Source organism: Psychrobacter sp. K31L (assembly GCF_017942195.1).
GTDB classification, from domain to species: Bacteria; Pseudomonadota; Gammaproteobacteria; order Pseudomonadales; family Moraxellaceae; genus Psychrobacter; species Psychrobacter glaciei.
In genome coordinates this window covers 205,198-228,809 of sequence record NZ_JAGKSC010000003.1, presented here as the reverse complement: position 1 = coordinate 228,809, position 23,612 = coordinate 205,198, and the positions used below count along the sequence as shown (strand labels likewise).

16 protein-coding genes are annotated in these 23,612 nt (G+C 44.2%); 11 read left to right on the top strand and 5 right to left on the bottom strand.

The annotated features are described in order from the left end of the window. Positions 1 to 160: 160 nt before the first annotated feature. The 8 genes from J5X94_RS06445 to mmsB all read left to right on the top strand — a co-directional run bounded on the left by J5X94_RS06445 (position 161) and on the right by mmsB (position 12,387). A complete protein-coding gene (locus tag J5X94_RS06445; protein ID WP_210540667.1) occupies positions 161 to 1,831 on the top strand; it encodes a fatty acid--CoA ligase in 1,671 nt (556 codons plus the stop codon). Between the two features lie 245 nt (positions 1,832 to 2,076). Continuing rightward, entirely contained in the window at positions 2,077 to 4,122 is a 2,046-nt protein-coding gene (locus J5X94_RS06440; RefSeq protein WP_210540666.1) for a propionate--CoA ligase, read from the top strand. A gap of 161 nt (positions 4,123 to 4,283) precedes the next feature. Then, positions 4,284 to 5,672: a GntP family permease gene (locus J5X94_RS06435; RefSeq protein ID WP_210540665.1), complete on the top strand. Its 1,389-nt coding sequence runs from the start codon at positions 4,284 to 4,286 to the stop codon at positions 5,670 to 5,672. Between the two features lie 639 nt (positions 5,673 to 6,311). Beyond that, on the top strand, positions 6,312 to 7,796 hold the full coding sequence (locus tag J5X94_RS06430; RefSeq protein ID WP_210540664.1) for a CoA-acylating methylmalonate-semialdehyde dehydrogenase: 1,485 nt from the start codon (positions 6,312 to 6,314) through the stop codon (positions 7,794 to 7,796). Between the two features lie 176 nt (positions 7,797 to 7,972). Further along, positions 7,973 to 9,133 (top strand): acyl-CoA dehydrogenase family protein, encoded by a 1,161-nt coding sequence (locus J5X94_RS06425; protein ID WP_210540663.1) that lies wholly within the window; start codon positions 7,973 to 7,975, stop codon positions 9,131 to 9,133. 105 nt (positions 9,134 to 9,238) lie between these two features. Continuing rightward, positions 9,239 to 10,021, top strand: coding sequence for an enoyl-CoA hydratase (locus J5X94_RS06420; RefSeq protein WP_210540662.1), 783 nt, complete (start codon positions 9,239 to 9,241; stop codon positions 10,019 to 10,021). Between the two features lie 57 nt (positions 10,022 to 10,078). Next, entirely contained in the window at positions 10,079 to 11,311 is a 1,233-nt protein-coding gene (locus tag J5X94_RS06415) for an enoyl-CoA hydratase/isomerase family protein (RefSeq protein ID WP_210540661.1), read from the top strand. A 140-nt stretch (positions 11,312 to 11,451) separates the two neighbouring features. Next, positions 11,452 to 12,387, top strand: a complete 936-nt coding sequence (gene mmsB / locus J5X94_RS06410) for a 3-hydroxyisobutyrate dehydrogenase (RefSeq protein WP_210540660.1) — start codon at positions 11,452 to 11,454, stop codon at positions 12,385 to 12,387. A gap of 90 nt (positions 12,388 to 12,477) precedes the next feature. Here mmsB and J5X94_RS06405 read toward each other — a convergent pair whose 3' ends face one another. Next, positions 12,478 to 13,236, bottom strand: coding sequence for an IclR family transcriptional regulator (locus tag J5X94_RS06405; RefSeq protein WP_194619914.1), 759 nt, complete (start codon positions 13,234 to 13,236; stop codon positions 12,478 to 12,480). A 590-nt stretch (positions 13,237 to 13,826) separates the two neighbouring features. On the opposite strand from J5X94_RS06405, the gene J5X94_RS06400 reads away from it, so the two are divergent. Then, a complete protein-coding gene (locus tag J5X94_RS06400) occupies positions 13,827 to 14,699 on the top strand; it encodes a hypothetical protein (RefSeq protein ID WP_194619913.1) in 873 nt (290 codons plus the stop codon). Between the two features lie 120 nt (positions 14,700 to 14,819). Here the strand turns inward: J5X94_RS06400 and J5X94_RS06395 are convergent, their stop codons facing one another. The 3 genes from J5X94_RS06395 to J5X94_RS06385 form a co-directional block, all read right to left on the bottom strand. Further along, positions 14,820 to 15,614 carry a 4'-phosphopantetheinyl transferase family protein gene (locus J5X94_RS06395; RefSeq protein WP_210540659.1) on the bottom strand — a complete coding sequence of 265 codons (795 nt, stop codon included), beginning with the start codon at positions 15,612 to 15,614 and terminating at the stop codon, positions 14,820 to 14,822. Between the two features lie 172 nt (positions 15,615 to 15,786). After that, a complete protein-coding gene (gene pal, locus J5X94_RS06390; RefSeq protein ID WP_194619911.1) occupies positions 15,787 to 16,305 on the bottom strand; it encodes a peptidoglycan-associated lipoprotein Pal in 519 nt (172 codons plus the stop codon). A 170-nt stretch (positions 16,306 to 16,475) separates the two neighbouring features. Then, positions 16,476 to 17,120 (bottom strand): DUF6231 family protein, encoded by a 645-nt coding sequence (locus tag J5X94_RS06385; protein ID WP_210540658.1) that lies wholly within the window; start codon positions 17,118 to 17,120, stop codon positions 16,476 to 16,478. A gap of 480 nt (positions 17,121 to 17,600) precedes the next feature. Between J5X94_RS06385 and pepN the strand changes: the two genes are divergently transcribed. Beyond that, on the top strand, positions 17,601 to 20,201 hold the full coding sequence (gene pepN / locus J5X94_RS06380) for an aminopeptidase N (RefSeq protein WP_210540829.1): 2,601 nt from the start codon (positions 17,601 to 17,603) through the stop codon (positions 20,199 to 20,201). 174 nt (positions 20,202 to 20,375) lie between these two features. On the opposite strand, the gene J5X94_RS06375 is transcribed toward pepN, so the two are convergent. Further along, positions 20,376 to 21,458, bottom strand: coding sequence for a 3-deoxy-7-phosphoheptulonate synthase (locus tag J5X94_RS06375; protein WP_010201135.1), 1,083 nt, complete (start codon positions 21,456 to 21,458; stop codon positions 20,376 to 20,378). Between the two features lie 687 nt (positions 21,459 to 22,145). On the opposite strand from J5X94_RS06375, the gene lpxB reads away from it, so the two are divergent. Continuing rightward, positions 22,146 to 23,465 carry a lipid-A-disaccharide synthase gene (lpxB, locus tag J5X94_RS06370; protein WP_210540657.1) on the top strand — a complete coding sequence of 440 codons (1,320 nt, stop codon included), beginning with the start codon at positions 22,146 to 22,148 and terminating at the stop codon, positions 23,463 to 23,465. The last annotated feature ends 147 nt before the right edge of the window (positions 23,466 to 23,612 follow it).

Genomic DNA, 23,612 nt, shown 5'->3' with positions numbered 1-23,612 from the left:
AATACTTACGTAAGCAGCCTTTACATGGTTGAGGTTTTTTCTTACTATCATTACAAGGTTTGTCGAGCATATTTTTTATTAAAATAATAATTTCAGTTCGCCTCAAACCCTTTAATAGCCATTAAAATTACTGTAAATAATTAACAAGGACGTCAGATTTATGTCAAATATCTATCACAGTGCGCCAGCTGCTTATGAGTTCCCATTACTGATTAAGCAATTGTTAAACCGTGCCAAAACTGTCTCACAAGATCAAGAAATCGTTTATGCGGATAAAAAGCGCTTCACTTATAAAGATCTGTTTAATCGTATCAATCGCTTGGCCAATGTTTTAGCCGACCTAAATCTTGATACTGGTGATGTGGTTGCCGTCATGGATTGGGATAGCCATCGCTATTTAGAATCCTACTTTGCGGTGCCGATGTCGCAGTATATTTTGCAGACCGTCAATATCCGTCTATCACCAGAAAAGGTGCTGTACACCATCAATCATGCAAAACCAAAAGTGCTGATGCTGAACTCTGAGTTTGCCGCACTGGTGAAGGATTATCAGTTTGAAAACTCTAGTATCGAGCATATTATTTGGCTAGATGATAACGGTATGACGGTAGAAGGCGTTTTTGGTGATAACCAAAGTCGCGTAACGGGTGAGTATGAGGCATTGCTAGAAGCCGCTGATGATACTTTTCAGTTTCCAGATTTTGATGAAAACACGATTGCAACGACTTTTTATACCTCAGGCACCACAGGCGATCCAAAAGGCGTGTTTTTTAGTCATCGTCAGTTGGTACTACATAGTATGGCAGAAGCCGCCACACTGGGTATGTTGCCGAACAAACAAGGCGTGAGTAACGGCGACGTTTATATGCCGATGACGCCGATGTTCCATGTGCATGCATGGGGTTTCCCGTTTACCGCGACTATGGTCGGCCTCAAGCAAGTCTATCCGGGACGTTATGCGCCTGATACTTTGCTCGATTTGATTATCAACGAAAAAGTTAGTATCACCCATTGTGTGCCGACGATTCTGCAAATGGTACTCAAAGAAGCGCAAGATCGAGGTGCCAGTTTTAATGGTCTAAAAATGATCATTGGTGGTTCAAGATTGACCGAAGGGTTAGCAAAGTCTGCATTGGCGCAAGATATCGAAGTTTATACTGGCTACGGTATGTCGGAGACAGCACCGCTCATTAGCCTGACAGAATTTAGCCTCAACGAGCCAGAAATGACCGAAGAAGAAGACATCGCTCGCCGTTGTATGACTGGTAAGCCAGTGGTTATGGTGGACGCCCAGATATGGAGTACGAATAATGAGCCAGTTGGTACGGGTGAAGAAAATACGGGCGAGCTGGTACTGCGCGCACCGTGGTTGACCCAAAGCTATCTAAAAAATGATGACGCTGGCAAAGAGCTGTGGGAAAACGGCTATATGCATACTCAGGATATTGCCTATGTCCGCCCTGATGGCTATATTAGAATCACGGACCGTCTAAAAGATGTGATTAAATCAGGTGGCGAGTGGATTTCATCATTAGAGATTGAGACGATTTTGTCGCTGCATCCATCAGTGGCTGATGTGTCGGTCATTGGCGTTCGTGATAAGCAGTGGGGCGAGCGTCCATTGGCATTAGTGGTGCTCAAGCCTAACGCTCAAGGGACCAAAGTCGAAGATATCAAAGCCATTGCTGAGAAAGCGGTAGAGCGCGGTATTATTCCTAAGTATGGTGTGCCCAGTCAGTTCAAGTTCGTTGATGAATTGCCCAAAACTTCTGTAGGCAAGCACGACAAAAAAGTCATGCGTGAGATGTATGCCGATCAGACCGAAGTATAACTTTACGTGTCTCATTATCTAAAGTCGTCAGCTGTTAAAGCATTTAAATATTCATTATGATCGAACAGATTAAACGCTTAACAGTTGACCTTTATTGTTAGCTCTGCTACATTTTAAACCGATACATTATGTATCGGTTTTTCAGTTCTGGCACGGATGACCAGTACCTCATTACGATATTGTTTATCACAACTATATTTAAAACTATATTGCATCATATCTTGTTTACGCTAAGGACAGCTATTATGAGCGACCCAATCAACAACCAAGTAGCACCCGAACTTTCTGAAAACGGCCAAACTCAAGCCACTCAGACCCCGAGCTTTGCTGATATTTACCACAGCTCTATCAACGATCGCGAGCAATTTTGGGCAGAGCAAGCGAAACGTATCTACTGGCATAAAGAGCCGGAACAAATCCTTGATGACAGTAATTTGCCGTTTGCTAAATGGTTCGTCGGCGGTGAGACCAATCTCTGCTATAACTGCGTCGATCGCCATCTGCCTGATCGTGCTGAGCAAGATGCTTTTATTTGGCTGTCCTCAGAGATCAATCAAGAGCTAATAGAAACCTTTCCCACCGTGGCTGATGCTTTTAGCAATCTAGGCAATAACGTTGAGTTCTATACAGACTATACCAAGCGTCGCCTAACCTATAATGATCTATACAAAGAGGTCAACTACTTCGCAGATGTGCTGCAACGTCATGGTGTTGGAGAGGGCGATCGAGTCATCATCTATATGCCAATGATTCTGGAAGCCGCTTATGCCATGTTGGCTTGTGCGCGTATCGGTGCCATTCATTCAGTGGTATTTGGTGGGTTTGCCGCGCATAATTTAGCCATTCGTATGGATGATGCCGAGGCAAAAATGGTCATCACGGTCGATGCTGGTCTGCGCGGTGGTAAAGTTATCAATTACAAAAACCTTGTCAATCAAGGGGTAGAGCAAGCGACAGCCAAGCCTGAGCATGTCTTGGTCGTTGATCGTGGTATTTTACCTTTTGCAGCGCAAGCGATAGATATCGATTATGCGACTGAGCGCCGCATCAGCTGCGAGGCCAATGCCATCGTTGATCCAGTATGGTTAGAGTCCAATACCCCATCGTATTTACTTTATACCTCAGGTACTACTGGCACGCCAAAGGGTGTACAGCGTGACACAGGCGGTCATGCTGTGGCGTTAACGACCTCGATGGACTATATTTATGATGGTAAAGCCGGGGAGACTTTTTGGGCGATATCCGATATTGGCTGGGCAGTGGGTCACTCTTATACTATTTATGCGCCATTGCTGGCAGGTATGACCAGCGTTATGTACGAAGGTCTACCGCACCGTCCCAATCCGGGCATCTGGTGGCGTATCGTTGAGGCCAACAAGGTTAATATTCTTTTCACCGCGCCTACGGGTGTGCGTATGCTCAAAAAGCAAGATGAAACTTGGATGACACGCTATGATGTCTCTAGTCTTAAATCTTTCTTTTTAGCTGGTGAGCCACTTGATCAGTCTACAGCGGATTGGTTAAAGAAACATCTGGGCGTGCCTATTTTAGATCATTACTGGCAGACTGAGTCCGGCTGGCCCATCCTAAGCAATACCCCAAAATTTGATGATAAACCGCACAAACAAGGCTCACCTGGTTATCCGATGTATGGCTATGATGCGCATGTGATCAATGAAAAAACAGGCGAGCGTTGTGCTGCGGGCGAAAAAGGCTTGCTGGCAATTACTGCGCCACTACCACCTGGCTGCCTGACTACCGTATGGCGTAACGATGAGCGTTTTATTAGCAGCTACTTTAGTTTAGCTGATGGCAATGAGTACTCTACATCAGACTATGCAGTAACTGATGAGGATGGTTGCTTTTATATCCTCGGCCGTACCGATGATGTCATCAATGTCGCTGGTCATCGGATTGGTACTCAAGAGATTGAGGAGGCGATTAGCACCCATCCTGAGATGGCTGAGTGTGCCGTGGTGGGCATTCATGATGAGCTGAAAGGCGAGTTACCCATCGCGTTTTGTGTGCTAAGAGACCACACCCAAGTGGCCACAACCGAAAACCGCTTTCGCCTTGAACAACAAATCATTGGCGCAGTCGTCAAGTCGCTTGGCGGCATTGCGCGTCCAGCAGCGGTTTATTTTCCGCAATCAGTACCAAAGACCCGTTCTGGTAAAATACTACGCCGCGCCATACGTGCGCTGGCCGAAAACAAGCCCACAGGAGATATGTCAACACTCGACAATCCAGCAGCGATTGATGCGATTAAGCAGTCTATGAAAGATTATTAGAAAATAATCAGCCTAGGTTTTATTGGTTATGGTGTGTTTGATATTCAAAGGTAGTCTCTTTCGGAGCTATGGTCGAATATTTGGCACACTTTAATAGAATAGCCAATTTTACCCAGTGCATTTCTACGACCTATTCGTTTGCGCTAAAGGAAGTTGCTGTTATGGATATTTTTGCCATTGTATTGTCTTTGGTATTGTTAATGTATTTTGCTTATCGAGGAGTGAGTGTTTTAATACTAGCCCCTGTTCTTGCCATTCTAGCTGTTGTTCTAAGCGGCGTTGGCAGTCAAAGCATGGGAATGTATACCCAGATATTTATGGAGGGGATGGGCAGCTTTGCGGTTAAGTATTTTCCCTTATTTTTACTCGGGGCTATTTTTGGCAAGCTGATGCAAGACTCAGGCTATGCTTATGCCATTGCCAAAACTTTAGTGACAAGATTAGGAGACAAGCATGCCATGCTATCGGTGGTATTGGCTTGCGCTATTCTTACTTATGGCGGGGTATCCGCTTTTGTGGTTACTTTTGCCATATACCCGATTGCCGCTGCTTTGTTCAGACACGTCAATATTCCCAAAAGGCTGATACCGGGTGCGATTTGTATTGGTGCCTTAACACTGACCATGACCGCATTACCGGGTACCCCTTCAATTCATAACGCTATTCCCATGCCTTACTTTGAGACAGATGCGTTTGCAGCGCCTGGATTAGGCATTATTGCCGCAATAATTATGCTGGGTGGCGGTATGTTATGGATGAGTCGCCAACTTCGTATTGCCCGTGTGAATAATGAAGGGTATGGCAATCATACTTTAAATGAACAAGACAGCCCTTCGAACAACGATATACCCAATTTCTGGCTAGCACTATTGCCCATTGTCATCGTCATATCAGGCAATTATGTCTTTTCAAAGATCATAATACCTTTGTGGAGCAACAGCTACTTAGCTGATGAAAAATTTGGAGGGGTAGAACTAAGCTCGGTCATTGGTATTTGGTCCATAATTCTATCGTTGGTTTTGGCTTGTATTTTTGTTATGGCATTTAATTTTAGAAGAATGGACAGTGTAAAAGAAAGTTTAAACAAAGGCGCTATGGGATCTTTACTGCCAATTTTTAATACGGCATCAGAGGTAGGCTATGGGTCTGTTATTGCGACGCTTGCAGGCTTTGCCATTATCAAACAGTACCTTATGGGGTTTGCGCCAGGCAATCCATTGATATCTGAAGCGATCATGATTAATGTTTTAGCGGGTATCACAGGATCAGCGTCTGGTGGGTTGGGTATTGCCCTAGAGATTATGGGCGCAAGTTATATGCAATTAGCAGAGCAGTATAATATTGACCCTGAACTGATGCATCGTATCGCTTCTTTAGCGGCAGGTGGGCTGGACTCATTACCACATAACGGGGCTATCATAACCATGCTCGCTATTTGTGGGCTCACCCATAGAGAGTCCTATAGAGATATCTTTGTGACGGCTGTCCTAGTCCCATTGATAGCACTAATCACAGTGATTACCTTAGGAACAATGTTTGGGTCGTTTTAATACTTTGTAGAATGATAGTTTGTTACCTAGAAACAAGGTAAACGCTCTAATTTATATATAAAATTTGTTTATATTGCTACTTATGTTGTTCTTTACTCATATTCCACCTTTGAGCTCATGGACTCTCATGGGCTTTTTTTGTTCTTAAATTTTACTCTTGGTGTCTCAGCCTATAGTCAAGGAATTTTAGAATCGCTACAAGGCGACCGAGCGCAGCTAGTACACTGAGCGCATCTAGGACGGGTAACACTGTAGCGGTTTAAAAGTGCTCTGACTATATCAATAGATAATGGCTGATATAAATTTATGATGTCTATGTTTAACGTTCAGGTTTAAAGTTCAGCTTTAACATTCAGGTCTAGCGTCCATATTTACCGTCAAAAATACCATTCGGAAGGCTAATAGGCTTTTACCAGCGCCCATACTAACAAGGATATTTTTCTTTAGAAGGAACTCCTTTACTAAAACTTCAACAAAGCCCTTGACCCTAAAATTGTTTTATTGTTATAGTCAATAACGATACGTAATAAATCATTTTATAATTAATGTGATTTGTAGCAACCTATGAATTTTTAATCCTCCCCATAACTATAAAGATACCGTTACGCGGTAGTCTCGCAAACAAGATAAGGATATCTTATGCACCACGTTCAGCAGCTCATCAATGGCCAGTTTGTTGATTCTAATACCAGCGAATGGATTGATATCACCGATCCTGCCACCCAAGAAGTCATTGCCAAAGTTCCACAGACCACAGATGATGAAATCAATCAAGCCGTTGCTGCTGCCCAAGCGGCTTTTCAGACTTGGCGCAAAACATCGATTACCACTCGTGCTCGTATCTTTTTAAGATACCAAGCGTTGATACGTGAGCATATGGATGAACTGGCAGCAATCTTGACCGCTGAACAAGGCAAAACGATTGCAGACGCTCGTGGTGATGTATTCCGTGGCCTAGAAGTGGTCGAGCATGCCGCAGGTATTGCAAATTTACAGGTTGGCGATTTCGTTGAAAACGTGGCCTCAGATGTGGATACCTACAGTATTTGGCAGCCACTTGGCGTTTGTGCAGGCATTACACCCTTTAACTTCCCAGCGATGATTCCGCTTTGGATGTTCCCGATGGCGATTGCTACGGGCAATACTTTTATTTTAAAGCCTTCTGAGCAAGATCCAATGGTCACCATGCGTTTGGTTGAGCTGGCAGTCGAAGCGGGCGTACCCGAAGGCGTGCTAAACGTGGTACATGGCGGCAAAGCGACCGTTGATGCTATTTGTGACCATCCCGATATCAAGGCGGTTTCTTTTGTTGGATCAACCAACGTCGGCAAACACGTCTACGAGCGTGCCAGCAAATCAGGCAAGCGTGCCCAGTGCATGATGGGTGCCAAAAACCATGGTGTTATCTTACCTGATGCCAATAAAGAGCAAACGCTTAATCAACTAGCGGGTGCCGCCTTTGGTGCTGCTGGTCAACGTTGTATGGCGCTGTCAGTCGTGGTGTTAGTCGGTGCGGCTGGTGAGTGGATTGATGACATTAAAGCCAAAGCAGAAGGCTTAATCGTCTCAGCTGGTAAGCATGATAAAGACTTAGGCCCGCTGATTTCTCCTGCCGCCAAGGCTCGTGTTGAGCATTTGATTGGTACGGGCGTAGAAGAAGGCGCTAGTCTGTTGCTTGATGGTCGCGGTATCACCGTCGAAGGCTATGAAAAAGGCAACTTCGTCGGGCCAACTATCTTTGATAATGTCACAAGTGATATGCAGATTTATAAAGAAGAAATTTTTGGTCCAGTGCTTTGTATTATGCGTGCCGCCAGCCTTGATGAAGCGATTGAGCTGCTTAATGCCAATCCACATGGTAATGGTACGGCTATCTTTACCCAGTCAGGCGCTGCTGCACATAAATTCCAGCAAGACATTCAGGTCGGTCAAATCGGTATCAACTTGCCGATTCCTGTGCCGCTACCGATGTTCTCATTCTCAGGCTCACGTGCCAGCAAACTTGGTGATCTCGGTCCTTATGGTAAGCAAGCCGTTCAGTTTTATACTCAGACCAAGACGGTAACTGCGCGCTGGTTTGATGATGAGGCGAGCCGCGGCGTCAATACCACTATTTCAATTTAATCGTTAATCCGCTATACGTGTGGTATAGCGCCACTCATGTTTAATATGTTTTTTAATATCAAAGCATAATTTTATGATGGTCGTTATGCCACTGCTATACTGTATAAACGATATTAAACGAATGACTCATCAAACCTGAGTCACCATATTTGCTTTGCAAGCACAAGGATGATCTTATGGATTTCTCATTGACAGACGACCAAATTGCCTTTCGCCAAACTGCCAGACAGTTTGCGCAAAAAGAGCTAAAGCCAAATGCCGCTGAGTGGGATCGCACCTCACATTTCCCAGTCGATGTTATCAAAAAATCAGGTGAGCTTGGGTTTTTGGGGCTGTATACCAATCCAGACTATGACGGTTTAGGATTACCGCGCTTAGATTCTGCTATGGTTTTTGAAGAGTTGGCATGGGGTGATACGTCTGTGGCGGCTTATATGAGCATTCATAATATGGCAGGCTGGATGATCGGTGAATATGGTAGCGATGTCCTATGCAAAAAATATTTGCCGAAGATGGTCAGCGGTGAATGGCTGGGCAGCTACTGCTTAACGGAAGCTAATGCTGGTTCTGATGCGGCCTCATTGCGTACCAAGGCTGATAAGCAAGACGACCATTATGTGCTTAATGGAGAAAAAGCCTTTATCTCCGGTGCTGGTGAGACTGATGTCTTGGTAGTAATGGCACGGACAGGTGGCGCAGGACCAAAGGGCATCTCAGCATTCGTTATCGATGCGCATAGCGCTGGTATTGAATATGGCAAAAATGAGCATAAGATGGGCTGGAAAGCGCAGCCAACGCGAACCATTAGCTTTAAAGACGTCAAAGTGCCAGCAGAAAACTTAATAGGCGAGGAAGGTCAAGGCTTTCGTATCGCTATGAAAGGCTTAGATGGTGGACGTATCAATATCGGTATCTGTGCAGTTGGTACGGCACAGTCAGCGCTAGAGACCGCAACCAATTATGTGCAGGAGCGTAGTCAATTTGGTAGCCAGATTGCAAGCTTGCAATCAGTACAGTTCAAGCTTGCTGACATGCTGACGCAAACCATTACTGCACGGCAAATGCTGTATTTGGCGGCTAGTAAAGTCGATAACAATGATGGACAAGCGTCTACCTACTGCGCCATGGCAAAGCGTCTCTCGACTGACCTTTGTTTTGATGTCGCCAATGAAGCGCTACAGCTACACGGTGGCTATGGCTATTTAAATGAATATCCACTTGAGCGCCATGTGCGAGATTTGCGTGTACATCAGATTTTGGAAGGCACTAATGAGATCATGCGAGTGATTGTCTCGCGTCAGCTATTACAGGACGATGCGTTGGATCAATTACGTTAACTGCATTAGTCAGCTGATCTGGCTTAGCTATGATGAGCTGCAGCTTTTGTACCTAGCGCCTAACCAATAAACCATACCAAATTCAGATAAAATAAAGGATTATTTATGACGGATTATACCAATCTCAAGTTATCGATTGACGGTCATACTGCTACTGTGACATTGAATAACCCGCCAGCCCATACATGGACAATGGATAGTCTGCCAGCGCTAAAGCAGCTGGTGACTGATCTTAACGCCAATGATGATGTTTATGCCTTAATCATTCATGGCGATGGTGAGAAGTTCTTTTCAGCGGGTGCGGATTTAAATAATTTCTCAGATGGTGACAAGGGTCGAGCAATAAGCATGGCCATCGCTTTTGGCGACGCGTTTGAAGCATTGTCGGCTTATCGCGGTGTCAGTATTGCGGTTATCAACGGCTATGCCATGGGCGGCGGACTTGAGTGTGCGTTGGCATGTGACATTCGTATCGCAGAAGCACATGCGCAGATGGCCTTACCAGAAGCTGGTGTTGGTTTATTGCCATGCGCGGGTGGCACCCAAAATCTAACAGCTTTAGTGGGTGAAGGTTGGGCAAAGCGCATGATATTGTGCGGCGAGCGCGTTGATGCAGATACCGCATTACGTATCGGCTTGGTTGAAGAACTCGCTGCTAAAGGGGAAGGGCTACAAGCAGCACAAGCATTGGCGCAAAAAGTCGCTAAGCAATCACCCGTTGCCGTCAGTTATTCTAAAACACTTATCCAAGCCGCTAGAAATACTCCGCCTGCGCAAAACCTTATCCATGAGCGCGAAGCTTTCGTGAAATTGTTTGACACCAACGATCAGCGCGAAGGGGTACAAGCATTCTTAGAGAAGCGCAAACCTACTTGGCAAAATAAATAGTCTGTAGGCATGTCCTGATATTTACTTTACTCATTTTAATTTTGGTAGGTCTCTTTTATGACAGCAGCAACAGAAAACACAAAACAAGCAGCGCCTGTATTGTTTAATACTGAACCGACAGAGTGTGGCCATCTCATTGGTATCATGACGTTAAATACCCCAAAATCACTCAATGCCTTAAGTGTTGAGATGTGTCAATTGTTATCGCATCATCTTGAGCAATGGCAAAATGATGAGCACGTAGTGGCGATACTATTAAAAGGAGCAGGCGATAAGGCGTTTTGTGCTGGCGGAGATATTCGCAAGCTTTATGACAGTATGTCGGAAACTGCGCCAATGCCAAACCCTTATGCCACTGAGTTCTTCAGCCATGAATATCGTCTATACCGCCAAATGCACTTTTATACTAAGCCATTAATACTATGGGGTGACGGCATTATTATGGGCGGTGGTATGGGATTGATGTCAGGTTGCAGCCATCGTCTGGTCACCGAGCGCACCCGCTTTGCGATGCCAGAAGTGACTATTGGACTGTTCCCCGATGCTTCTGGCAGTTGGTTTTTACAGCGTATGCCAGCCAAAGCAGGTTTGTTCTTGGGGCTAACGGGTGCGATGTGTAATGGTAACGATGCAATGTTGGCTAACCTTGCAGAGTATGCTGTCGCCAGTAGTGATTATGATGCCGTCATACAAAGTTTAAAACAGAGCGATTGGCAGGTTGCAGCTAGTAGTACGGATAAATGTGATAACAATAGTGCCTACAGTATCGTTAGCCGCGCACTGGCAGCACAGCCTGTTGCCGAGTTGCCTGCTAGTAAGCTAGCAACATACTGGCAGCCTATCCAGCAGTTGATGAATAGCGGTGGTCTAGGCGATATTGATGCGCTCCTACAAAGCGACGAGGCATTGGCAAATCTAGATGCAAACTTTGCTGATGATAGCTGGACGCAGCGAGCAGTGACCACTTATCGCCAAGGTTGCCCAGTGACCGTTGCTTTGACCTATGCGCTTTATCATAAAGTCACAGATTTATCGATAGAGCAGGTTCTATATTTAGAAACCAATGTGGCGGTACATTGTGCGGCCAATCCTGACTTTAGAGAAGGCGTACGTGCGCTATTGATTGATAAAGATCGCAATCCGCAATGGTCGCGTTCATTAGCCGACTGTCTCAGTACCGAAGGTCAGAATTACATTCATCAGCACTTTGTGAACCCTTATTCTAAAGGCGAGCATCCCTTGGGCGATTGGTTGGGTGATGAGGCAGCAGGCAATCAGCTGGTGCGTTAAAGACTGCATGTGTCAATTCAATATAAATATTAAATATAAATTAAACTCAAATAAACAGCATACAACTATATATGTAGCATTATATGTAGCAAGCAATGCCTGCACGTATGATCAATACTTAACCATCAAGGAATGATGAGATGAATACAAAGGATGTAAATGCCACCAGTAGCGATACTACTAAGCCAAATATCGCCTTTATTGGGCTTGGTAATATGGGCGCACCGATGGCAGAAAACTTGTTAAAAGCAGGTTATGCGTTATCTGTCTATGATTTGTCTGAGGACGCGACTCAGCGCTTACAGCAAGCGGGTGCTAGCGTGGCGGATAGCCCGAAAGATGCTGCAAACAATGCCCAAGTCGTCATTAGTATGTTACCAGCTGGCAAGCACGTCCATTCTGTCTATCTTGGAGATAGTGGTCTGCTGGCGAATTTACCAAAAGGCACCTTGGTCATCGATAGCAGTACGATAGCCGCAGCTGATGCAAGGACGGTAGCAGAGGCGGCAAGTGAGCTTGGCATCGACTTCCTAGATGCGCCAGTCTCAGGCGGTACGGGCGGCGCTATTGCAGGCAGTTTGACTTTCATCGTAGGCGGCAGTGCTGATGCGTTTGCCAAAGCAGAGCCAATACTAGCCGTTATGGGCAAAAACATCTTTCATGCAGGTGACCACGGTGCCGGACAAGTCGCAAAAATCTGTAATAACATGCTGTTAGGTATTCTCATGGCAGGGACGGCAGAGGCGATCAATTTGGGTGTCAAAAACGGCTTAGACCCTAAGGTGCTGTCAGATATTATGCTACAAAGCTCAGGTCGTAACTGGACACTAGAAGTCTATAACCCTTATCCGCAAGTGATGGAAAATGTGCCATCCAGTAATGGTTATAAAGGCGGCTTTATGAGTAAGCTGATGCAAAAAGATCTGAATCTTGCGATGCAAACCGCTCAGGACACCAATGTTGAGACACCAATGGGTGCCAAGGCGACAGAGCTGTATGAAGCTCACACAGTAGAGAATGGTGATAGGGACTTTTCTAGCATCATGGGTCGTCATGACGCATCGTTGCTGTCTTAGAAATACCAAGACTTATAGATAAAAAAAAGGTCTGCGCTAGTATTATAGCGCAGACCTTTTTTTTGAGTTTGGTTTTGATTGTCAATGTTGTTAACTTTGTAGGTCATATACTAGCGTCTGCACATCCTGCGCGGCTTTTCGCAGTCGTGGTACATGGGTCAACAGCTCGTCTAGCGACACGCGTATGGTTGGTGCGTGCAGATATAATGAAGCCAGATAGCGTGACTTCTTGTCCAATATAGGCACAGCGACTGCCACCATCTCAGAGATAAACTCCTCATTGTCGATGCCGATACCAGTATCAGCGATACGATCAAGCTCAGCATTCAATGCATCAATATCGGTGATAGTGTTTTTGGTGAACTTATCTAGTGGCAAACCTTGCAATATTTTATGACGGCTAGTATGAGACAACTGGCTCAAATATAGCTTACCTGTCGCTGTACACCACATGGGTGATTTTGCCCCTACAGGGAGATAAATCTGCAATGGTAAGGTCGTTTGTGCACGGTTGGTATAAATCATATCCATATGATAGGGAATACCAATCCCGCAACTTTCTTTAATTTCGTTAACCAGCTTTTGCAGGATCATCTGCCTTTCATTAAAGAACAGTCGTTGTTGCCAGAGCTCAACACTCAGATTACGTACCCGCTTACCAGGAATAATACCGCCACCAATATCAACGGTCAAAAAACCATCATCAACTAAGTTTTGAATTAATCTATGGATGGTCGGTTTAGGAATGTCTAGTTCCTGTGAGAGCTCAAGTGGAGAAAGCGGTTTTGAAGCATAGGACACCGCTTCTATGATTTCTAGTACACGGGTAATCGACGATACTTTAGGCATATGTATGGCTCAGTAGGAGTAAAGAAATAAAGCAGACAGCATCACAAGATTTTCATAAATAAGATAAATAGTGACATTACTGACGTTCTATAACAAATCTATCATAACAACTAATTTAGCATAATATTCGGTTGAGGCAAGCGTTAGTCTCGTTATATGAGATCATTTATATCGTTTTATTTGTTAGCGTGAATTTTTATATAAGTAATAAAAGATACGTCAACTCACAAATCACAACAAATGGTAGTAATAAGCTAACTAACTACTATTGAGTTGGTTCAGCGGCTCATTCATCATAATGACATATTTTGTAATACCATCACATGAATATTAAGCCAGCTGATATTCATGTCTGTGCTCTTGAGTTACTTTGAGAGCGTTGTGTAACAGGAACATGAAGTTTTGCGGGTTAGTGTAGTAATTATTACAATTTCTATGCAATCTTTACATAATGGCAAATAAAAAGCGCGTCAATAGGGGTGACTTTTTGAGTCAAAATTGTTTTAATCTGCTCAACAAAATGGTGGTTTAAAAAAAGCTAAATTATCATTTTTTACGGGCGAGTTATTTCACACTTTAGGAGAGTAATTATGAAACTTATTAAATTATCTGCAATCTCTGCTGCTATCTTAGCATCAACTGCGGCTCTAGCTGCTGAACCTGTTATCGTTGTTGATAGTGCTGATGCCGTCGTATACGAAGCTGAGCCTGTAGCTGTTGCTTACCAAGCTGAGCCTGCTTATGCATACAATGCTGATGCTGGCATAGTACGTAACACGACTGGTGCAGTTGTTGGTGGTACTAAAACTTTCTTCCAAACAGCTGTTAATCCAGCCGCTGTTAGTGCTGAAGTTGGTACACTAGGTTATGGTGCTAACGTTGCTTGGGCAATGAATGACAAAACTGAACTACAAGCCGGTTGGGCAGGTGGTGATGTAGCTGACCTTTTCGGCGGTGATTTTGACGCTGACGACGTAAACTATGAAGTTGATGCAGATTTCAGCAACCCGTACCTAGGTGTTCAATACCGTCCTGTAGCTAACTGGTTCACTATGGGTGCTGGTATCATCGTTCCTGACAACGATATCGACGTAACTGCTAATGCTGATGGTGATTTCTTCGAGCTTGACGGTATTCAATACAATGCTGCTCAAACTGGTAACTTAGAAGGTAGCTTAGAGCATCGTAACAAGCTAGCACCTTATGGTACTATCGGCTTCCGTCCTAACATCGGCAACAATTGGGGTGTATTCGGCGAAATCGGTGCAGCATATATGGGTAAAACAGATGCTAAGGTTCGTTCAACTAACCCAGATGCAGACGTAAATTACACAGATGAGCAAGGCGTTACTCAAACCATCAAAGGCAGCGAAGTTGCTAATATCGCTGAGCAAGAACTTGAAGATAAAGATTGGTTAGAGTGGTTCCCAATTGTTAAACTTGGTGCAACTTACCGTTTCTAATCTAATCACAGTCTAAGCACTGTATTTAGATTAAGCGTAAAAAAAGGCGACCTTCGGGTCGCTTTTTTTCGTTTAAAATAAAGAGGAAGTATTATCTGCGGAGATTGTTGCAAATATTATTTAAAAAACAATAACAGTTTGCTGAGAGGGCAAAACGACAATATGATAGTTAGCCTTATTATCGCTGATGACAGATAAAGCAGTATTTTCATTGATGATGTTGATCAGGCTAGGTATTAAGTAGGAATAATCTATTCCTAAGCCTTGTGCCAACTTATACTGATAAACCTTGATAAAACTTTCTTTTATTTGCCATAGCAGTTTAGTGAGAGCATTACGCTCACTTTTGGGTAATGCTTGTAATGCAGCAGTTTCATGAGGATGATAAAAACGCTGCGCCACATGCCATGCAACCTCATTGGTTTCTATATCGATCCCCACGGCATGATGATGACTGATGACTACTGCGATATAATTGCTTGGGGTTATATTATTGTTATGCTCAGAATCTTTACCGCTATCACTTCGATGACCCATATCTGTATGACTGAAACATACATAATGTTGACTCTCAACCAGTCGATAGGGGAAGCTTGATTCATTTAAGATATCAGTGATTTCTAACTTATTGAGTAAGGCTTTTAGCAGTAACCGAACGCCTTTACGCTGCCGTTGACGTTGGTTGTGAGCAACTTCTTTTACGGATAACTGGCTTTGCAAGGGATAGTAATACCAGTTAATACGAGGTATCTTATGAAAATCCGTATCTAAGGTATGGGAAACTGATAAGCGTGTCGATTTACCCCATATAGCTTTAGTGTTTACATACAGCGGTTCGCTCACCTGTGCGGTTGCGCACCATGTCATCGGATCGAGCTGGGTGTACTGAATATGAGTTAACGGTAAGGTTGGCATTGTTTATATTTAATAATCATTAATGGGTTAGCTATTTTTAGCATAAAAAGCTTGGAAATGAGTGATTCCATTATCTTAGCGCAATAAAAACTCAAAAGCCCAGCAATATTAATATTACTGGGCTTTTATAAAGCAAATGACGCTTTATTGATTGTTATCAGTTGTACCGGTTTTAGTAAGACAATTCAGCACGGCGATTCTGTGCATAGGCGTCTTCAGTATTGCCGGCAGCAGCAGGACGCTCTTCACCATAACTGATGACACGGATATTGTTAACAGCAACACCTTGAGCAGCAAGGTAGTTACGTGCTGCTTGGGCACGACGTTCGCCAAGAGCGATATTGTATTCACGGCTACCGCGCTCATCGGTATGACCAGCGATAACAACACCAGCGGCTGGGTTTGAGCTCAACAAGCCTGCGTGTTGGTTCAAGACGCTTGCCGCTTGTGAGGTGATTTCACTGCTGTCAAAGCCAAAGTAAACAACCGCTTGCAGATTCTCAGCACCAGTAATAACTGCGCTTGAATTATCTACAATCACGGCACCGTTGTAGCCGACTTGACCACCTGGGATGCCTAATGGCGCAACCACGACTTCAGAGGTAGTACGTTTAGTCGCACAACCAGTGGTTATTGCAACGGCGCTTGAGAGTACAGCGAGGACAGCGATCTTAGAAAAACTGATTGACATGATGAGCTCCTGAAATTTTAATAAAATTTGTTGTTCTGAACTGCTAATGATAAAAATTAGGCAATTATCATCTATCATATACTAAATGTTACTTTATGTAAGTAGTATTACTGTAAACAATCTATAAATTACATAATCGGCTCTACAGTATTCAAATAACCTTTCGACTTCTACCAGCGATGCTTGCCCCAGTTTTCAGGATTGGCCCAGTAGTCAGCGTTCAACCAGTTGGGTAATTGCTTATAATCGTACAAATTAAACTGCCACAGTGTTGGCAATGAGTCAGTTGACGAAGAGGCATGAATAGCACGGCTACCAGCGTCTTTCAAAGAAGGTTCGCTTAAAATATCAAATGGCGTAAAGCCATAAGCTTTTAAGTCTAGGGTGCTATCGAGTGCAATCAGTAGGTGCGCGGCATAAAGATCACGATAGCGCATGAGTAATGGGATATATTGGGGTAGCAGCTCTGCTGATAAGGTGGGTAGCCAAAAGCAAGCGAGCTCATAACGTTCAGGGAGTTGCTGCTGGGTGAGTTCTGACAACGTTGATAAATGTGTTTTCCCTTTTTTATTATCGAGATTTTTTAGGGATGTCTGTAGTGCCAAACGTTCAGTTTTATCTTGCACAACCCATAGCAGCTCGGAGCTGTCATTGGAGCTACCATCAGAGCTAGCACTAGTTTGTCTAATAGCAGTAGTTTGCTCAGGTGTTTCTGGTGTGGCTACCTTTATTGCTAACGATGGCAATAGTACATCAATGTAATCCATCAAAAGTGGTAAGGTAATGGTTGCGCGACTAGTAGGTTGCGTTGTCATAAAATAGGCCGTTTATTAAGTATTAGTGATCAGTGCCTCTATTAAATCATTTTCATTGATACTATCCAATTGATGATTGACGTTTTGGATCTTTGTTTTGGATGATAGGCGTAATAACCTGAAGGATGGCTCTTGAAATTTGGTTGTTTAGGTCAATGTAGCTAGGGCGTGTCATCATTTAGATTGTGAGGCTTAAACTGAGGAAAATTGCAGTCAAACAAGAAAGGAATGGACGTAAATATGAACATGTTGACAAGATTGCTGACGATGTTTGGCAAAATTTAGCCATTTTAAGACCGCTAAATGTATCAATGTGCTAATTGATGATAGGCCCTAAATGTCGCTATCATTCTAACAATCATAAAAATTGTGCTAATTGATTACCCGTTACAACGTAATTTATCATGCTTTTTACCATAAATAATAATAGGAATCCCTATGTCCACTGCTGAAACCGATGCTCAAATTATCAATCCTGACATGCCAGATGTGCCGCCGCATGCACCAAGTAAAATCAACTTAAAAGATTATAAAAAACCAAGCTTTGATGTGGAAACGGTTGATTTAGATATTAAGCTGTTCGAAGATCATGCACAGGTAGACAGCACCCTGAAGATGGTACGTCAAACAGCAGGAGATCTCGTATTATTCGGTGAGGAGTTGGATCTAATCGCCGTTACGATGAATGGTAAGCCATTGACGGTTGAGGATTATCAACAGCAAGCAGGCACGTTGACGATTGCGAATGTACCTGATGAGCTTGTTTTAGAGATTCAAGTACGCATCTGCCCGCAGACCAATACCGCCCTAGAAGGACTTTATATGGCGGGTAGCGGCGACGACACCATGTTTGTGACTCAATGTGAGCCAGAAGGCTTTCGCAAGATTACTTTTTATCCAGATCGCCCTGATGTGCTCGCGATATTCACCACCCGTCTTGAGGCGGATAAGCGCTATCCGACACTACTAGCCAATGGTAATTTGGTTGAAGCAGGCGAGGTCGCAGATGCGCCAGACCGTCATTATGCGATCTGGCACGATCCAACCAACAAGCCAAGCTACCTGTTTGCCTGTGTCGTCGCTGATTTGGATGTATTGACAGATTCTTATACTACCAGCGAAGGTCGAGACGTTTTACTAGAAATATACGCCAAGTCTGCCGATATCGATAAGTGTGATGTCGGTATGCAAGCCCTAAAAGATTCAATGAAATGGGATGAGGTCAATTATGGCCGCGCTTATGATTTAGACCGCTATATGATTGTCGCCGTTAGTCAATTTAATATGGGTGCAATGGAAAACAAGGGTCTCAATATTTTTAACACTGCTTGTGTATTGTCTAGCCCTGAGACCACGACGGACTCGCGTAGCTTTAGTGTGAAAGCCATCATCGCGCATGAGTACTTTCATAACTGGACGGGCAATCGCATCACGTGCCGCGATTGGTTCCAGCTGTGCTTGAAGGAGGGCTTTACCGTCTACCGTGATCAATCCTTTTCAGCTGATCAACAGTCAAGTGCCGTACAGCGTATCGATGATGTCGCGACTTTGCGTGCCCATCAGTTTGCCGAAGACGCAGGGCCGCTTGCGCATCCTGTACGCCCTGAAAGTTTCGTCGAGATTAATAACTTTTATACGACGACCGTCTATGAAAAAGGCGCTGAAATTGTCCGTATGATTGCCAATACCTTGGGGGCTGATAACTTCCGTAAAGGCACGGATGAGTATTTCCGTCGTTACGATGGGCAAGCGGTTACCGTTGAGGACTTCTTGTCTGCGCTTAGTATTACTGATGATAAAATTGAAGACTTTATTGATTGGTATCGTCAGCCCGGTACGCCAGTGGTGTCTGGTCATCAAGATTACGATAGCGCCACGCAAACGTTAACCATTACTTTAAGTCAGCAAACCCGTCATGTTAGTGGTTTTGATGCGCCTAAACCTTTACCAATTCCCGTAGCGACCGCATTATTTGACAAAGATTCTGGTGGCATCGTTACCGAGCGTATGCTGCTGCTCGATCAAGCAACGCAAACCTTTGTCTTTGAAAATGTGGCTGGTGAGCCGGTCGTATCGCTGCTACGTGATTTTAGTGCGCCAGTCCAGCTTAATTATGATTATCAAGATGAAGATTTGGCATTTTTGCTTAAGCATGAAACCAATGGTTTTAACCGCTGGCAAGTGACACAAATGCTGGTAAATCGCATTTTACTACAGGGACGAGGCTCGAAAAGCAGTCCTGACGTCTATCTGCAAGCAGTCGCCAAGACATTACCTGCATTGGCTACTGACGATGCTATGTTGGCAGCGCGTTTGCTCGATATCCCATCAGCGCAAGAGCTGGCATCTGCTATTCATACAGATTACGACCCAGAATTGGTTAAACAACAGCGCGAAGGCTTATATCAACAGCTAGCAGATGCTTTAAAAAATCAATGGGCAACACTTTATAAACAGCTGCCAATGCAGTCTTATGAAGATAGCGCCGAAGCTCGCGGTATGCGTGCCTTGCGCAATGTGGTATTAGACATGGCATTGACGGCTAACGTTGATGGTGCCAATGAATGGGCACAGCAGCAGTATGATAATGCCAGCTGTATGACAGAGCGTTTCGGCGCGTTAAAGGTGATGGTCAATCATCAACTGGCAGATGCCGATGCTTATTTGGCAGATTTTTATCAACGTTTTCAAGCTAATGACTTGGTCATTGATTTATGGTTTAGCGTGCAAGCATCAGCTGATACGGTCACTACTGAAGCTATCCAATCGTTGCTCACTCATACTGATTTTGATTGGAATACGCCCAATCGTGTGCGCTCAGTCATCAGTGCTTTTACCTCGCAGCCGACCGTCTTATGGACGGCAGAAGGGTTAGATATCTATATCGCTGTGATTAAAAAGTTGGATGATGCCAACCCTGTCTTAGCATCGCGTTTGTTGCAAGTGCTAGCACGCTGGAATACCTTGGCTGAGCCACGTCGTCAGATGGCGCATGATAAGCTGTTAGATTTACAGCAAGCCGTGTCTTCTAAACATGTGCTTGAAAGCTTAACGAGCGTACTAGGTGCCGCGAATAAGTAGGGCGGCTAGCTTAGGGCATGTTCTCAATTTATCTCATTTTCAAAGTGAGGACACGCCCTAAAAAAGCACATGACTTTATAAGTTAAAGCATAAAAAAAGCCCGTTTGACACTAATTATGTCAAACGGGCTTTTTGCTGAGTGGCCTAATAATGATTCATTATGGCCAATCGCTATTAACGGTTAGGCAATACATCTTTTACCATATCACGTAGACTGTATAGCGCAGTGACTGTGCTATCCCAATCTAAGCAACCATCGGTGATAGATTTACCATACTCAAGCTGGCTCAAATCAGCAGTAAGCTTTTGACTGCCGCCTTTTAGGTGACTCTCAATCATCATGCCGATAATGGATTTGTTACCATTTTGAATTTGCTCAGCGACATTGTTAATAACCATCGGCTGCAAGTACGGATCTTTACCTGAGTTGGCATGGCTTGAGTCAATCATAATCTTGCTATTGGTCTTGCCTTTTGCCAGCTCGTTTTCCACTTGCGCAACGGCTGTCTCATCATAGTTGGGCTTGCCATTACCACCGCGAAGTACCACGTGGGCGTAAGGGTTGCCTTTAGATTTGATGATGGAGACTTTACCATCTGATGATAACCCTAAGAAGCTATGGCCTTCTTTAACTGCTTGCATGGCGTTAACTGCGACTGTCATACCGCCGTCTGTACCGTTTTTGAAGCCAACTGGGCATGATAAGCCAGAGCTCATTTCACGATGCGTTTGGCTTTCAGTGGTACGAGCGCCAATTGCTGACCAGCTGATCAAATCTTGCATGTACTGCGGGGTATTTGGATCCAATGCTTCAGTCGCGCAAGGTAAGCCTTTTTCATTCAAATCAAGCAGTAACTTACGAGCGGTACGCAGACCCTTTTCGATATCAAAGCTGTCATTCATGTCAGGGTCGTTGATCATACCCTTCCAGCCGACCGTGGTACGTGGTTTTTCAAAATACACGCGCATCACAACAAATATGCTGTCTTCGATCTCTTTTGCCAATATAGCTAAGCGATCGGCATATTCGTGGGCGGCTTTGATATCGTGGATAGAGCAGGGGCCAATGACCACAAACAGACGCTTGTCTTTACCGTCCAAAATATCTTGGATAGTGTTACGACCTTTTAAAACGGTTTTGTAAGCTTCTTCTGATAAAGGCAGCTCAGTTTTTAGCTCATCGGGAGTGATCAAGGGAATAAATTTTTCAATATTCACGTCGTCAATATCTGCATTATGGGTAGCTGTAGTTGTCATGATTATATATCGTCTAGCTGATTTATAGGAATAATCATTATGAGGACAAAAGTGCTGGTTGACAAGGGCAGTCGTGCAGTTAATTGACTGATAACTGGAATGTCCAAACCAAAACTTAGTTATACTTGTATACACTTAGCGCTATATTTGAATTTTCAAATGCACGTTTAGCCTTTCGTTTTTCCGTCTATTAGGGTCTATTGAACATTCAAATGTGGAACTGGCAGCGGCTATTTTTTAGACAATACGCAGTGAAATTTTTGACGCCTAGTCATTCTAGGGTAGACAATTTCGCCATGTATTGGCAAAAAATAGTACTGCCCTGAAAGGCTGATGCTAAAATCACCGCAAACGTTGTTGTAAACCTAGCTAAGGTCTCGACATTATCGTCGGTTTACGCCTAGTTTGGTGCAATTTTAGCGATCAGCAGTCCTAATATTTGAATGTTCAATAGACCCTAATAACGTTCGGTTAGATTTTTGGAGGCCTAACGTTCAGCTTTTATGCGTGAATTTAGCTATTTGTATCATCGTCACGTATGATAGCAACATCAACGATAGAAGGTTAAAGCCATGCAGGATAATAATGTGTATCGGTCAAAAGGCACTATCGCTGATTTGCTACGTTATATTTTATAATAACGGTTCATTTATTTTATTTGTATATTTCTAATATTGAGAGCTTGTCATGACAGATTCTGCTACGTCTCATCACCAGACTGACCTTATTCATCAAACAGAGACGGATTCTCAGGTACCTAATATAAATGCTGCACCGCTGGTGATAGCCATCGTTGCAGGTGAGGTATCTGGTGACAGTTTGGGTGCAGATTTTATGCAGCAGATGAACAACCTGCGTGATGATATCGTCTGGGTAGGTGTAGGTGGTACAAAAATGCAAGCGCAAGGATTGCAAAGTATTTTTCCATTAGAACGTCTAGCAGTGATGGGCTTGGTGGAAGTCATGGCACAGCTGCCAGACTTACTGAAAGCGCGTCGCGAGCTATTGAGCGCATTTAAGACGGCCAATATTGACTGGTTTATCGGCATTGATGCGCCTGATTTTAATCTACGAGTCTCTAAAAAGCTAAAACCAAAAGGCGTCTTCTGTGTACAGTATGTGAGCCCTTCTATTTGGGCGTGGCGCGAGTCACGTATTCATAATATCAAAGCAGCGACCGACCTTGTGCTCTGCTTATTTCCGTTTGAGCTGCCAGTATATGAGCGCCATGATCATCCAGCGATATGTGTGGGTCATCCTTTACTACGTACTATTGATCAGGCATTGATAGAGACGCCCATCAATCAGAGGCGCAGTGAGTTGGTCTGGCACAACGATGGTTTGCAGCAGTTTTTTATCGAGCGGTTTGATGATGTCAGCCAGCTTATTTGTGTGATGCCAGGCTCTCGGCGCGGCGAGATAACGGCTATTTTGCCTCTCATGCTGGATGGTATTCAAAAGCTCATATTGTTAGATCCAAAGCTGTGCTTTATCATTCCGACGGTCGATCAAAATCATCAATATATTGTCCAAGACGTCATTGACCAGCGCTCAGAGCAGCTGCGTGCCGCGATCGTTGTGGTCTATGATGACAGTCAACCAGCATTCAGTCAGCAGGCCATGGCTGCATCGGATATCGTGATGCTGGCGTCAGGTACGGCAACGTTAGAGGCGATGCTGCTTGAGCGTCCAATGGTGGTGGTGTATCAATTAAATCAGCTGACCTATCAGATCGCCAAGCGTCTGGTCAAAGTTCCTTATGTGGCGCTACCCAATATCCTAGCCGCCACCGCCATCGTACCTGAGCTGATACAAGAGCAGGCGAGTGGCGATAATATCTGTCGTACCGTCATGCGTCTCTTGCAACCGCGTGCTTACGCAGAGCAATTGAAAGCGCTTGTCGCAACCAAACAGCTATTACAGCAGCAAAGCAATCATTACCCTGCTGATAGCGTGATTGAGCAATGGTTTGTGCGAGAAAAGACCAGCATAAATTATAAGGGATAATTGCTCATCATCTATCTTCACCACTCTAAGGCGTGTCTTCAATTCACTCGATAGGCATCTAAATGGGCTAAATCTTGCACAAACATCGTCAAATAGCTGGTTAATATCCCGATATTATCTGCGCTATTTTTCTTGTTTGACGGCAAT

Coding starts and splice junctions, on each gene's coding strand:
- J5X94_RS06375 (WP_010201135.1), bottom strand. CDS start 21,458: ATGACAACTACAGCTACCCATAATGCAGATATTGACGACGTGAATATT.
- lpxB (WP_210540657.1), top strand. CDS start 22,146: ATGACAGATTCTGCTACGTCTCATCACCAGACTGACCTTATTCATCAA.
- J5X94_RS06420 (WP_210540662.1), top strand. CDS start 9,239: ATGACGGATTATACCAATCTCAAGTTATCGATTGACGGTCATACTGCT.
- J5X94_RS06395 (WP_210540659.1), bottom strand. CDS start 15,614: ATGCCAACCTTACCGTTAACTCATATTCAGTACACCCAGCTCGATCCG.
- J5X94_RS06430 (WP_210540664.1), top strand. CDS start 6,312: ATGCACCACGTTCAGCAGCTCATCAATGGCCAGTTTGTTGATTCTAAT.
- J5X94_RS06445 (WP_210540667.1), top strand. CDS start 161: ATGTCAAATATCTATCACAGTGCGCCAGCTGCTTATGAGTTCCCATTA.
- J5X94_RS06405 (WP_194619914.1), bottom strand. CDS start 13,236: ATGCCTAAAGTATCGTCGATTACCCGTGTACTAGAAATCATAGAAGCG.
- J5X94_RS06440 (WP_210540666.1), top strand. CDS start 2,077: ATGAGCGACCCAATCAACAACCAAGTAGCACCCGAACTTTCTGAAAAC.
- J5X94_RS06385 (WP_210540658.1), bottom strand. CDS start 17,120: ATGACAACGCAACCTACTAGTCGCGCAACCATTACCTTACCACTTTTG.
- pepN (WP_210540829.1), top strand. CDS start 17,601: ATGCCAGATGTGCCGCCGCATGCACCAAGTAAAATCAACTTAAAAGAT.
- J5X94_RS06435 (WP_210540665.1), top strand. CDS start 4,284: ATGGATATTTTTGCCATTGTATTGTCTTTGGTATTGTTAATGTATTTT.
- J5X94_RS06425 (WP_210540663.1), top strand. CDS start 7,973: ATGGATTTCTCATTGACAGACGACCAAATTGCCTTTCGCCAAACTGCC.
- J5X94_RS06400 (WP_194619913.1), top strand. CDS start 13,827: ATGAAACTTATTAAATTATCTGCAATCTCTGCTGCTATCTTAGCATCA.
- J5X94_RS06415 (WP_210540661.1), top strand. CDS start 10,079: ATGACAGCAGCAACAGAAAACACAAAACAAGCAGCGCCTGTATTGTTT.
- pal (WP_194619911.1), bottom strand. CDS start 16,305: ATGTCAATCAGTTTTTCTAAGATCGCTGTCCTCGCTGTACTCTCAAGC.
- mmsB (WP_210540660.1), top strand. CDS start 11,452: ATGAATACAAAGGATGTAAATGCCACCAGTAGCGATACTACTAAGCCA.